The sequence below is a fragment of the Marinomonas sp. ATLA20 genome, assembly GCF_057180105.1.
In genome coordinates this window covers 164514-178130 of record NZ_JBXUKU010000002.1, presented here as the reverse complement: position 1 = coordinate 178130, position 13617 = coordinate 164514, and the positions used below count along the sequence as shown (strand labels likewise).

The 13617-nt window shown below is 45.4% G+C and carries 11 protein-coding genes; 3 read left to right on the top strand and 8 right to left on the bottom strand.

Translation table 11 applies throughout. The features are described 5' to 3' along the window. The first annotated feature begins 92 nt into the window (after positions 1-92). Positions 93-1241, top strand: coding sequence for an alpha-hydroxy acid oxidase (locus tag AC2A4J_RS05215; protein WP_113917879.1), 1149 nt, complete (start codon positions 93-95; stop codon positions 1239-1241). A gap of 39 nt (positions 1242-1280) precedes the next feature. Here AC2A4J_RS05215 and AC2A4J_RS05210 read toward each other — a convergent pair whose 3' ends face one another. The 8 genes from AC2A4J_RS05210 to AC2A4J_RS05175 all read right to left on the bottom strand — a co-directional run bounded on the left by AC2A4J_RS05210 (position 1281) and on the right by AC2A4J_RS05175 (position 9776). Continuing rightward, entirely contained in the window at positions 1281-1742 is a 462-nt protein-coding gene (locus AC2A4J_RS05210; protein ID WP_484175202.1) for an RES family NAD+ phosphorylase, read from the bottom strand. Continuing rightward, positions 1742-2188, bottom strand: coding sequence for an antitoxin Xre/MbcA/ParS toxin-binding domain-containing protein (locus AC2A4J_RS05205; protein ID WP_255826416.1), 447 nt, complete (start codon positions 2186-2188; stop codon positions 1742-1744). The genes AC2A4J_RS05210 and AC2A4J_RS05205 overlap by 1 nt, the downstream gene beginning before the upstream one ends. Positions 2189-2479: 291 nt before the next feature. After that, positions 2480-4189 (bottom strand): L-rhamnose mutarotase, encoded by a 1710-nt coding sequence (locus AC2A4J_RS05200; protein WP_484175201.1) that lies wholly within the window; start codon positions 4187-4189, stop codon positions 2480-2482. Further along, the gene (locus tag AC2A4J_RS05195) at positions 4186-5205 is read right to left on the bottom strand and encodes an ABC transporter permease (RefSeq protein ID WP_484175200.1); all 1020 of its coding nucleotides are present in this window, start codon (positions 5203-5205) and stop codon (positions 4186-4188) included. Before AC2A4J_RS05195 ends, AC2A4J_RS05200 begins: the two co-directional genes overlap by 4 nt. Positions 5206-5213: 8 nt before the next feature. Further along, complete coding sequence (locus tag AC2A4J_RS05190) at positions 5214-6212, bottom strand: ABC transporter permease (RefSeq protein WP_484175199.1); 999 nt, start codon at positions 6210-6212, stop codon at positions 5214-5216. Beyond that, positions 6206-7720, bottom strand: a complete 1515-nt coding sequence (locus AC2A4J_RS05185) for a sugar ABC transporter ATP-binding protein (protein WP_484175198.1) — start codon at positions 7718-7720, stop codon at positions 6206-6208. The genes AC2A4J_RS05190 and AC2A4J_RS05185 overlap by 7 nt, the downstream gene beginning before the upstream one ends. A gap of 239 nt (positions 7721-7959) precedes the next feature. Beyond that, entirely contained in the window at positions 7960-8955 is a 996-nt protein-coding gene (rhaS, locus tag AC2A4J_RS05180; protein ID WP_255826426.1) for a rhamnose ABC transporter substrate-binding protein, read from the bottom strand. A gap of 62 nt (positions 8956-9017) precedes the next feature. Further along, positions 9018-9776, bottom strand: a complete 759-nt coding sequence (locus tag AC2A4J_RS05175) for a DeoR/GlpR family DNA-binding transcription regulator (RefSeq protein WP_484175197.1) — start codon at positions 9774-9776, stop codon at positions 9018-9020. A gap of 264 nt (positions 9777-10040) precedes the next feature. Between AC2A4J_RS05175 and AC2A4J_RS05170 the strand changes: the two genes are divergently transcribed. Together AC2A4J_RS05170 and rhaI are read left to right on the top strand one after the other, a co-directional pair. After that, positions 10041-12131, top strand: coding sequence for a bifunctional rhamnulose-1-phosphate aldolase/short-chain dehydrogenase (locus tag AC2A4J_RS05170; RefSeq protein WP_484175196.1), 2091 nt, complete (start codon positions 10041-10043; stop codon positions 12129-12131). 94 nt (positions 12132-12225) lie between these two features. Beyond that, positions 12226-13518: an L-rhamnose catabolism isomerase gene (gene rhaI, locus AC2A4J_RS05165; protein ID WP_484175195.1), complete on the top strand. Its 1293-nt coding sequence runs from the start codon at positions 12226-12228 to the stop codon at positions 13516-13518. The last annotated feature ends 99 nt before the right edge of the window (positions 13519-13617 follow it).

Sequence of the window (13617 nt, the reverse complement as noted above, 5' to 3'; positions counted from 1 at the left end):
GACGTTTTTAGAAAGAGTTTATTAGTTTATGTCGTATTTATTATAAATAGAACACAGTCTATAGTTAACAAAAAATAAAAGGAGCTGAATCCATGCGTCTCAAAGACTGCCACAACTTCCAAGACTTTCGCACCCTAGCCAAAAAACGCCTACCAAGCCCGATCTTCAATTACATTGATGGTGGCGCCGACGACGAGACAACTTACCGCCGCAACACAGCCGCATTTGAAACTTGTGATCTAGTGCCCAGCGTCCTGACTGGCGTAAAAGACGTGGACTTGTCAGTTACCGTTATGGGGCAAAAACTCGCCCTGCCAATATACTGTTCGCCTACTGCCTTACAGCGATTATTCCATCACGATGGTGAAAGAGCCGTCGCCAATGCCGCGGAAAAATACGGCACCATGTTTGGCGTATCATCTCTTGGCACAGTGAGCATGGAAGAAATCGCAAAGCAAACCACCACACCTCAGGTCTATCAGTTTTACTTTCATAAAGACCGAGAGCTCAATCGCGCCATGATGCAACGCGCCAAAGACGCAGGCGTGCAAGTGATGATGTTAACAGTTGACTCCATTACTGGAGGCAACCGAGAACGCGACCTTCGCACAGGTTTCGCCATTCCTTTTAAATTGAACCTCAAAGGCATGCTGCAATTTGTTCTCAAACCCATGTGGGGCATTAACTACGTAACCCACGAGAAATTCCGTTTGCCGCAGCTCGACGAACATGTCGACATGGGATCAGGTGCAACTTCGATTGGCGACTACTTTACCAACATGCTCGACCCATCAATGAACTGGGACGACGTAGCGGAAATGGTGAAATTCTGGGACGGAGAGTTTTGCTTAAAAGGCATCATGAGCCGAGAAGACGCCCGCAAAGCGGTGGAAATTGGCTGCACTGGTGTGATCATTTCCAACCATGGCGGACGTCAACTGGATGGTTCGCGCAGCTCATTCGACCAACTCGCAGAAATTGTCGATGAAGTGGGCGATGAAATAGATGTCATCTTCGACAGCGGCGTGCAACGGGGTACTCACGTACTCAAAGCCTTATCTCTTGGCGCCAAAGCCGTCGGCATCGGCCGCATGTACTTATACCCACTCGCCGCCGCTGGACAACCTGGCGTTGAACGCGCACTTGGACTCATGAAAGCCGAACTCGAACGGGACATGAAACTCATGGGCAAAACATCAATTGATCAACTAACAAAAGAGAACTTGCGGTTTAGGTCTTAGCCTTCGACATATTGGTTAATAGATTTGGCTCTGCAACGACTATCGTGGAGCTAATCTTGGATCAATAGAAAAGGCGACTCGTTGAGCAGTCTCCGTAAATTCTCGACATTTATGGTGTTTAGGATTTAGTAACGCACAAAAGTCACCCGATATAACACTGGGTACCAATAATACAAGGCTTTCAGCACTTTCTAGCCATTCCGCCCCCATATCGGCTAATTCTTGCGGAGCTGGATAATCTCTCCAATTGTCTGGTAAATCACTCTCTTGAAACGCCATGATCAGTTCTTCTGGAACATCGATGGACAACATCGCGAACTGATCCAAGGCTTTTGCATCCGTTAAATGCGCAACTGTTTCAAGTAGACAGACAGACTTTGATTCACCTAAATACACACAATCAAATCCTTTTGGGTTCCAGCGACCGCCATAAGTTCTTGCGCCATAACCATCAAACGCCGTATCAGCAAACTCCATTTTGCACAAACGATAGAGCTTCATTAGATGATTACCCCATGTTTAATTCTACCGATAAGGTCTATCACCGCTTCTTGCCCTAGCGGATATTTCGCGTAATCAGCAGGGCTTATGCCACCGAGCGCAATGGCTGGTGTATTAAGCCAGTTTTCGGCCTTTTGTTTGTCTTGATCAAACAAATTTAATGCGGCATCAATGATTCGAGCAGCATTATAAACTTTGACTGCAGAAGCCCCCGTCCATTTTGTACGCGCTTTAGTGTGGCGACTTAAAGTCCCTCTATCAACTCCTGCCGCTTTCAGCACGGTAGCCTGCTTGATCTGTGCCTGTTTAACAATGCGTCCAAGAAAAGCAAAGTCGAACCCTTCTGCTAATTGATTTGACGCACTCACTGGATCATTAGACAAAGCTAATGCAGGCAGAAGCCCTACTTTTTCTTTTTTACTGGGTTTAAAAGCTCGAATTGCCATAAAACCTCCAAATTATGATGCGGTTGCAACATTTATTGTAGCGTTTGCATCAAGATGCGCAAGTCACACTCCTTAAAAAAGTGCTATATCTCGCATTGAGAACCATTCGGATAATGTGAAACCATCGACTCTTGAGCGTTTTACTAACGCTCTGGGGAAAAAACTAGAAGTTCGCTTGGCGTGATTTTTTCATCAGCAAAGCAACAGAAAACCACCAACAACGCCACATAACATATTCGCGCCAGTGTCAAAGTGAGACATTGTTTGCAGCCTTTTGTCACACAGCTAAAACTACAAATCTCCCACTAAGTCTCTCCATTGCTGACGATAAAGGTTAAGCAGTGGTTTTATTTGCGCGTCACACAGGGCAAGGCTGAGGCGGCCTTTTAGTTTTAGGCTCTTGTTAGACAGCAAGGCTGCGCCGCCGGAGGTGCCGGTAACATCCCGAGAGGCGTAAATTTCGTTTTGGCTGCGCATGCAGGCCAATAAGGTTAGGAAGTTAACATTATTGCTGAATGCGCCTTCGACAATCACGGTGTCGCTGCTGTCCATTAGATCCAAACAATAATCCGTCATCAAGGCCACGTACACATCCGCCAAAGCAGACTGCTGAGCAGGCGTTAATTCAATGCCTCGGTCAATAATGCGCCCTTCGCAGTGGGCAAATGGCCCGCCGCCTTTGGCAAAGGCAGGAATAGCCAAAATACCGTTTTCTAAAATGAAGTTCACATCGCTCAAGGTCGCTTTATTGTCGCTGCGCAGTTGCTCCCATTCACGTCCACCCATAAAGCGAATCGTCGGCGTGGCACGGCCAAGAGCGTCCACATTGGCGAGCATGTCTTTGTCTTCGTGTAATGAATCCAGCTTGCCATTGATGGTGGCGATGACCGTCCAAGTGCCGCTAGACACTACGGTGAGTTTTTCCATCGGCTGACCGATGTAAGGCACTAACGAGGCGTTGGAGTCATGGATGCCATTGAAAATGACACAACTCGTAGGCAAGCCAATTTCTTTGGCTAAGCCAGGTAAAATGGTACCAAGCTTGGCACCAGTCTCTATGACTTCAGGAAAGCGCTCCGCCCATTTTTGTTGTTCACAAAAAGTAGAAAACTGACAGCTGGTCGGATTCCACAGATCGGTATGACAACCTAACGAGGTGACTTCAGCGGCTTTATTTCCACTGAGTTTATAACCCCAATATTGCGGATACAAAAGTAGTGAATCGACTGTTGCAAACTCATCTGCAAAGCGTTTTTGCTGCCAGAACAATTGCGCCCCTAAGTTCAAGCCTTGGGGCAATCTCGGACTAAAAGATTCACTAAAATCTGGGCGTGCAGCGTCGTATTCTTCTTTTAACTCAGACACACCATCGTATTCATAATCCAGAATCGGCAAGGCAAGTTGGTCGCCCTTCATACAGGCAATGGTAGCCCCATGTGTCGTAATCGCAATGCTGGCAATAAAGTAGCGCTGGGCTAAATCGGCAAGGGTGTCTTTGATCCATTGCCATATTGAATCCACATCCACATGTGGATATGGCGGCGTATCAACCACGCCATTAACACGCTTTTCAATATGCAATAACGCGCCAGTTTGCCCGTCCATTAGGCAGATTTTAATGTTGGTTTTACCAATATCTAAAACCGCCACCACGCGCGTTTTATCAGGCTGCAACACATTAAAACGAAACACTTCTTGCAACGCATCGGCGACAGGTTCAAACGATGGTGTTTTGGTTTCCATAATGTCCGCCATGTATTCCCACCAACGCTGCATCACAGGATGATCCGCTAAGGCTTGTGAATCCAGATCGTCTGCGTCGAAAGTGGCATACAATCGGTTTTCGTTTCGATCACTCTCATTAGCATCCAAGTGAATATAATAATTACGGATGCCATGTTGCTTAAGATGCTCCGCCAATTCTGGCCAAAGTTCATCATGACGTTTTTTGTATTCTTCTTCACAGCCTTTGTGTAAATACATTACTGAGGCATATCTCATAACGCTTTTGCCTCTTTTCGTTTTAGGGAAGTTTTATACATAGTAATCAGTACTGGTAAACTCACAACAGTGATTAACATCACGCCAACGATAATCGTCATGACGATGCCTGGAATATTCAACAGCCCCATACCAAAGGTGACCAAACCCATTAGAATCACCGCCAACACCACGCCAGCAATGCTTCCGCTGCCGCCAAGGATGCTCACGCCCCCTAGAACCACCATGGTAATAATGCTGAGTTCCCAACCCATGGCGATACTTGGGCGCGTGCTGCCCAAACGTGAAGTAAGCAGAATAGAGGCAACACCAGACATCACACCGACCAAGGTAAACAGGATCAAACGATGTTTATCCACCTTGATCCCCGAATAATAAGATGCCGTCGGGTTATTACCAATCGCATAGGTGTAACGACCAAACGTAGTGCGATGCAGCAACCAATAAAACACCAAAGCAAAGAAAGCAAATAGAACCAGTTCAAACGAGAACACCCAATAAACATAACCTTGCCCAAAGAACTCGAAGCCATCTGGATAGTCACGTACAACTTGGTCGCCCAACAAGATATAGCTAATACCACGAAATAAACTCATGGTACCGATTGTCACCACAATGGAGGGAATTTTGAAACGCGTCACCAAGACACCATTAAACAGACCGCAAGCCGCACCCGCCAAAATACCAAGAAATGCGACCGCATAAACGGGTGCGCCCATTTGTGCGACTAACCCCATCAAGGTACTGGAAAGCGAAATAATCGCCGCCACAGAAATATCAATTTCTTTGGCAATAATCAGCATCGCCATCGGCAAAGCGATTAAGGCTTTTTCGGTAAAATTAAAGGTCGCGTCAGATAAATTCCAAGGATCTAAAAAGTAAGGGGATAAATAAGAATTCATCACGCACACTAAAAAGACGATTAAGACCAAAAAACTTTCCCAGCGTAGCAAGCCCTGTAGTTTGCTGGTAAACATTGAATCCGGCGTTGCTGATTTTTTTATTGTTGTATCCATATGCGCCTCTAATTAGCTCGTATTTCGTCATTTGCATTGGGGTTACGTAAGATAATCCTCGCCTTATCTTTGCCAGATGTTGCATTGGCAATGACGGCGATAATAATGACCAAACCAGAAATCGCCATTTGCCAAAACGGTGAGACACCAATAATTGGCAAGGCGTTATTCACCACGCCGATAAATAAGGCGCCAATCACGCAGCCCACCACAGAGCCCAAACCGCCAACGATACTCACACCACCAATCACGCACGCCGCGATTACTTGCAGTTCAAAGCCATTGGCTACGTCCACATAGGCAACTGCAAAGCGCGAAACCCACAAATAACCACATAATCCAGACAAGGTACCCGACACTAAAAAAGCATAAAATTGCACCTTACCCACGTTTACACCTGAGTAAAATGCGGCCATTGGATTGCCGCCGGCAGAATAGAAATTACGTCCCCATACACTGAACTTCATCGCCCAGAAAAATAAGATAATGGCAGCGACGGCCATCCAGCCAAGCACGGGCATGGATAAAATTTCATAGCGGGGTAAACCTATAAAAGACTCACTCATTTGGTGAGAGTTCACCCAGGCGCCGTCCGATAACAAAAAGGTCGCGCCACGATAAATGCTCATGGTACCAAGGGTAATAACAATAGAAGGCACTTTTAATAGCCAAACAAATAAGCCATTAATCGCCCCTAGCAAGGCGCCAATAAACAAGGATAAAAATATCAGTAATGCCATAGGAAGTTCTGGAAAATATTGATTCACCATGGCCACAAACATGCCAGTAAAAGCCACATTGGCCGCTACAGACAAATCAATGCAACGGGTTAGAATCACCAACATCTGCCCCAGAGCTAGCATGATCAGAATTGAGGTGTCATTAAAAATACTGACACTATTCGATAGACTAATAAAATCAGGACTGATCACTCCGACACCAAAAAACATCGCCAGCACAATGATACTGAGCACGCCTTCACGGGAGTAAATTAAACGTTTTAACATGTCACACTTCCCCCCGTTGCAAGAGAAACCACCTTCTCTGGTGTCGCGTCAGCCCGAGATAATTCCCCGACAATTAGGCCTTCGTTCATCACCAATATACGATCTGACATACCAAGAATTTCTGGTAACTCCGACGACACCATGATCACAGACAAGCCTGAATCCACCAGCTCAGACATAAACTCATGCACAGCCGCTTTCGAGCCTATATCAATACCTTTGGTTGGCTCATCCAAAATAATGACTTTCGGGTTGGTGGCGAGCCATTTAGCAATAACGACTTTTTGTTGATTACCACCTGAGAGATTCATCACCTTTTCGTCCCAACAAGATGCTTTAACCTGCAAGCGCTCACAATATTGGCGAGCCAGCGCCATCTCGCCTTCTTGGTCGATTTGCCCGTGCTTCGCTAAACGCTCCATCTGCGGCAAACTAACGTTCTGATAAATGGGTAATTCAAGCACTATGCCTTGTTTCTGACGCTCTTCTGGCACATACACAATGCCGTTATCAATAGCCTCTTTGGGTGAGTGAATAATCACTTCTTTACCATTCATTTTGACAGAGCCAGTCACATGATCCGTGGTACCAAACAAAGCCTGCATCACTTCCGTTCTGCCAGAACCTACCAGACCATAAACGCCAAGGATCTCACCTTTTTTAAGGCTAAAACTAATATCGGCAAATTCCGTTGTGTGACATAAGTTACTAACTTTTAAAAGTGTTTCGCCAATTTCTACGTCTTTTTTGGGGTACGTTGCTTCGATGCTACGCGCCACCATCATTTCCACCAACTGCGCTTCATTGGTGTCTTTGATAAAACCTTCTCCCACATAACTACCATCACGAAACACGGTATAGCGATCTGCCAAGGTGAAAATTTCATCAAACTTGTGGGTTATAAAAAGAATCGCTTTGCCTTGATCTCTTAACGTATTTACCAGTTCATAAAGCTCGTGAATTTCATGATGAGATAACGCCGCCGTCGGCTCATCCAAAATCACTACTTTGGCATCAACAGACAAAGCGCGAGCGATACCGACCATGTGTTTTTGGCCAATACTTAATTCGCGTAAAATTTGATTAGGGTTCATGTGAGCATTGATTGACGACAGAATTTCTTGAGAACGAGTCACCATCGCAGGCCAATCAATGGAAAAATGTTTGCTCATCGGGCCTTTTTTCATTGGGTAATTACCCAAAAAGATATTTTCGGCCACCGTCAGATCATCAAACAACACGGTTTCTTGATGAATCGCAGTGATGCCTAAAGCATGAGAATCGTGAGGGGAATGAAACTGCACAGACTTGCCATTAAAAATAATTTCCCCACCATCCGGCTGATAAATGCCAGTCATGGTTTTTACTAGAGTCGATTTACCTGCGCCGTTTTCACCGATCAAAGCGGTCACTTGGCCAGGATAAAGATGAAGGTCGACACCATCCAGTGCTTTCACACCTGGAAAAACCTTACTCACCTTTTTTAGACTAAAAATTGCATTGTTCATAACGGCTGCTCTTATTGTTATTCATTATGAAATTATTGAACGAGTAAAACCCCACCCTAACCCTCCCCTTCATAAGGGGAGGGAACAAAAACTCTTAGTGCCTCCTCATGCTAAGGGGGAGGTTGGGAAGGCTCTGTTCTAAGCCCCCCAACCTAGCCCTCCCCTTCATAAGAGGAGGGAATAAAAACTCTTAGCTCCTCCCCCTGCTAAGGGGGAGGCTGGGAGGGGGTCAATAGCTACTAGAAAATTGAAGAGAATTCATCAACGTTTGAAGCATCGTAGATAAAGGGCTTCGCCATTGCGCCGTCGCCATTTTTGTCTAGCTCAAGCGTGCCCATACGACCCATTGGAATTTCGGTTTTCGTGCCTTTGCCTTTCACAAGGTTGTAAGCCAGCATGGTTGCTGAATAACCAAGATCGATTGGGTTCCAGATAGCAAAGCTATGAATTGCACCACTGTGCACATGACCTGCTAATTCAGAAGGAAGACCCAAACCAGTCACGTACACTTTGCCTGTTAATCCCAAATCGCTAACAGCTTGCGCTGCGGCCAAAATACCGACAGTCGTTGGTGCCACAATAACATCTAGATCAGGGTGGTTTTTGATTAAGGCGGTGGCTTCACGGAAACTCTTATCCGCTAAGTCATCACCGTAAACCGTATCGACAAGTTTTAGGTTAGGGAATTTGCTAAGGGATTTTTTCATCTCACCAATCCAAATATTTTGGTTGGTCGAGGTTGGCGTTGCGCTCAGGATGGCAAAAGTACCAGATTTTTTGCCTTTGGCTTTAATAGCGTCAGCAGCAAGCTGCACATTCATTTCGCCAATCAGACTATTACTAGAAGGGTTTAAATGAACTTGGCGACCTTCTTTGCCAACACCAGAGTCCCAAGAAATGACTTTAATGCCTCGCTGTTGGGCCTTTTTCAAGGAAGGAACCAAGGCATCCGCATCGTTTGCAGACACGGCAATCGCATCAACACGCTGCGCGATCAGCGAGTTGATGATTTCAATCTGACCTTCAGCTGTGGTCGAAGTTGGCCCAGTGTAGATAATCTCCACATCGCCTAACTCTTTTTTAGCTTCTTCTGCACCGCGGTACGCCGCTTCGAAAAAGCCAATACCTAATGCTTTCACTAACAACGCCACTCGAACCTGATCCGCTGCATACGTACCAGAAGCAAATAAAGTTGCAGAAGCCAACACACATGCCGTGATGAGTTTGTTTTTCATAATTATCTCCAAGAGCGCGCTCATCGTCACACAACAAGAAGTTGTCGTATCCGAGACGCGGTTTATTGTTTTTGTTGTTCTACTATGATTAATCGACACCCTGCCGCCTTGATCACTTCTTTACTCTTGTTATCTATTCCATCGTCCGTGATGACGATATCTATCTGTGAAAGAGGACAAATGATCATACTTGATCGGTTTTGAAATTTTGTACTATCAACCAAAAGCACCCGCTGATCTGCTCGATTTATCAATTTCATTACCGCTTGTACGATTTGTGGATCTGTCTCCATCACACCGTGAGAATTAATGCCATATGCACCAATAAAAAGAACATCCGCGTACGTGTGGTTGGAAATATCATCTGGGAACGGACTCAAAATAATGTTCTGTTCCCGATGGATTTTTCCGCTCGGCACGGTCACGCTGCACTTACTCTTTTTAATCAATTGATCGGCAATGGAAAACGAATTGGTCAGCACTTGCAGCTTTAAGCCACGCATAAACTCAGACATAGCCGCTGTCGTTGTGCCGCCGCTGATCATTATTGACATATTGTCCGATAATAAATCCACCGCCGCTTTCGCAATACAACGCTTTATGTCCATGTTAATCGTTTGACTAACCGAGTAAGGCCTTCCCAATAAACTCACATCAGATGGAGGATTAATGGCTTCCGCCCCACCTCGCACCCGACGCAGTCTCTTTTGCTTGTCTAAAAAGCTGATATCTCTTCGAACTGTTGCTTCTGAAGCGCCTAACACGTCGGCTAGGTGCGCTACCGTCACAATCGGTCGAGCTTCAACTTCAGACAAGATCACTCTATGCCTTTCAATTTCGTGCATCGATTAAATCCCTCGATAATCAATATAATTAATTTTCAATCATTATCAAGCACTATTGATCATAAAAACACATAAAAAGATAAAAAATGCTTGAAAATGATTATTTTTGTTTTAACATGAAATCTATCAATCATTCTAACCCGCTGATTGTTCATAACAAAAATAAAATTTAAGTCTTTGATAAATGGCCATAAAACAGAGCTTTAGGCTGTTAAATAAGACAAAACTTGAGGTTAAACGATGTCTACTAATTTACTCCCCAATCTTTGGAACGATGCTGAAGCGGCTCTTCTAAGCGAACCAGAATTATTGCAATATCGATCAAACTTGCTTGGTTCTGACATGCGCGTGACCAACTACGGTGGCGGCAATACCTCAGCAAAAATCGAAATGAACGACACGCTTACCGGAGAAAAAGCCACTGTATTGTGGGTAAAAGGTTCTGGCGGCGACATTGGTTCTATGGGGTTAGATGGCTTTTCAACACTTTATATGGATAAGCTGAATCAGCTTTTACCGCTTTACCGCGGCTTAGAGTTTGAAGATGAAATGGTGGCTTACCTGCCACACTGTACTTACAACCTAAACTCCCGCGCAGCCAGTATCGATACACCGCTTCATGCTTATTTACCTTACCTTCATGTTGACCATCTTCACCCAGACGCGGTGATTGCTATTGCGGCAAGCAAAAACAGCAAACAACTGACAGAAGACATTTTCAACGGTGAGATTGGCTGGCTTCCTTGGCGCCGTCCAGGTTTTCAGCTGGGCATGGATTTACACAAAATCGCCACTGAAAATCCACACCTAAAAGGTGTCGTACTAGAAAGCCACGGCCTGTTTACGTGGTCGAATGGCAACAAAGATTGTTACCTAAACTCGCTGAATATTATTAACAAAGCGCAAACGTGGCTAGAACAAAAAAGTGCTGGCAAAGCCGCCTTTGGTGGCGAGCTATTCAAGACTCTGCCTAATGACAAACGCCAACAAGTCGTTTCGAGCTTAATGCCACTCATTCGAGGCAAAACCAGCGAAAAACAACGTCAAATTGGTCACTTCAATGCATCCGAAGAAGTGTTGCAGTTCGTCAATTCGAAAGACTTAGACCGTCTTGCTAAACTTGGCACCTCTTGTCCTGACCACTTCTTACGCACGAAAATTCGTCCATTTGTTGTGGCTTATGATCCGCAAAAAGACAACCTAGACGAAGTCATCGAATCGCTGGATAAAAGCCTTGCTGATTACCGTGAAGATTACGCGGGCTATTATAACCGTTGTAAACGCGATAACAGCCCAGCTATGCGCGATCCAAACCCAGTCATTTATCTAATTCCAGGCGTTGGCATGTTGTCGTTCGCAAAAGACAAAGCCACGGCACGAATTGCTGGCGAGTTCTATGTTAATGCGATTAATGTAATGCGCGGCGCAGACAGCGTGAGCGAATACGTTGGCTTGCCAGAACAAGAAGCCTTCGATATTGAATACTGGTTATTGGAAGAAGCCAAACTGCAGCGTATGCCAAAACCAAAATCCTTAGCGGGTCATATCGCCTTGGTGACAGGTGCGGCTGGCGGTATTGGTCTTGCTACAGCAAAACGTCTAGCCAAAGAAGGAGCCAACATAGTATTGATGGACATCGACGAAGACGCTCTGACGACAGCAAAGGCAGACATCATCGGTGAATTTGGGAAAGATTCCGCGTCTAGCATCAAGATGGATGTGACCAACGAAGACGATGTGATCCGTGCAGTGAAACATTGCGCTGTCGCCTTTGGTGGCTTGGATATTGTTGTCTCCAATGCAGGCATCGCCTCTTCCGCACCATTAGAAGAAACGTCTCTTGCCCTATGGAATAAAAACCAAAGCATCTTATCTACAGGGTATTTCTTGGTTGCTCGCGAAGCCTTTAGTCTGTTAAAACAACAGGATATGGGCGGAAACATGGTATTTATTGCCAGTAAAAACGGTTTGGTTGCCAGTGCAAACGCCAGCGCCTATTGCGTAGCAAAAGCGTCTGAGATTCAGCTTGCGCGCTGCGTTGCACTAGAAGGCGCACCACTTGGTATTCGTTCAAACGTAGTTAACCCAGACGCAGTGTTGCGTGGTTCAAAAATTTGGACTGGTAAATGGAAAGAAGAAAGAGCCAGCGCTTACAAACTATCGACCGATGATTTAGAAGAACATTATCGCCAACGCAGTATGCTGAAGCTGAATGTTTTCCCTGAAGACATCGCCGAGGCCATTTACTTCTTTGCGTCTGACGCGTCGTCTAAATCGACAGGTAATATTCTGAATGTTGATGCGGGGCATGCGCCATCTTTTACTCGCTAGTTCAGTGAAAAGAACCTTATCTCCAAAGAGTAACGAGGACTTTGCGCATATAGAAACTTCGCGCAAAGTCCCTAAAAATAAAAAAGGATTCACCATGAAACAGCTCATTGATCAAAACTTGCTGCAAGAACACAACGCCAAGCAGGAAGCCGCCGTCACAAGTGATTACAACGCGTTGGCGGAAAAACTGGATCGCTCCGGCATCAAAATCGACACTATTTTAGAGCAAGCTAAGCAATTTACCGTCGCTGTTCCATCTTGGGGAGTAGGCACAGGTGGCACGCGCTTCGCTCGCTTCCCAGGCTTAGGCGAACCACGCAATATTTTCGAAAAGCTGGATGATTGTTCTGTTATTCAATTGCTGTCACAAGCTACACCGGCGGTGTCTCTACATATTCCTTGGGATCGTCCAAAAGATCCAAACGAACTTCGCCAGTATGCCGAACAATACGGCCTGCATTTTGACGCGATGAATTCCAACACCTTCCAAGATCAAATTGGCCAAGAAGAATCCTATAAATTCGGTAGTTTGACCCATACGGATAAAGCCGTACGCGAACAAGCCATTGCTCACAATATCGATGTCGTCGAACTTGGCCAAAAACTAGGTTCAAAAGCACTTACTGTGTGGGTGGGTGATGGCTCAAACTTTCCTGGCCAACAACACTTTAAAAACAGCTTCACGCATTATTTAGAAAGCATCAAAGAAGTTTACAAAAGCCTACCAGACGACTGGCACATGCTGTTAGAACACAAAATTTTTGAGCCAGCGTTTTACTCTACCGTAATTCAAGATTGGGGCAGTAACTACCTTGCAGCGAAAGAAACGGGCGAGCGTTGTATGTCATTGGTGGATTTGGGACACCACGCACCGAACGTCAATATTGAAATGATCGTTAGCCGTCTTGCGCAATTCGGCAAGCTTGGCGGATTCCACTTTAACGACAGTAAATACGGTGATGACGATTTAGACAGCGGCTCTATCAATCCTTATCAGCTGTTCTTGATCTTCAACGAGCTAACAGACATTCGAGCGCAAGATCCTGCCTACAGCCCATTCTACATGCTGGATCAATCTCACAACGTGACCGACCCTGTAGAAAGCTTGATGTACAGTGCGGCCGAAGTGCAACGCGCTTTTGTAAAAAGCTTGTTAGTAGATCGCAAAGCCTTAACGCATTATCAGAACGAAAACGATGCCATGATGGCACAGGCCAGCTTGAAGCAAGCCTATAACTTGGATGTCGAGCCAATCTTACAAATGGCTCGTTTACAAGCAGGTGGTGCCATCGACCCTGTCCGCTGCTACCGTGAAAGCGGATACCGCGCTGCCGTTGCCAAATCTCGACCTGCAGATCCGAATAAAACAGGCTCAGGGATTGTGTAACTAACGGACAAAAGCGCACACAAAATAAAGTCACTGTCAGAAAATATAGTCTTTCGTAGAGGCTATATTTTTTTAATCAATTTTATTTTAGAAACGCCA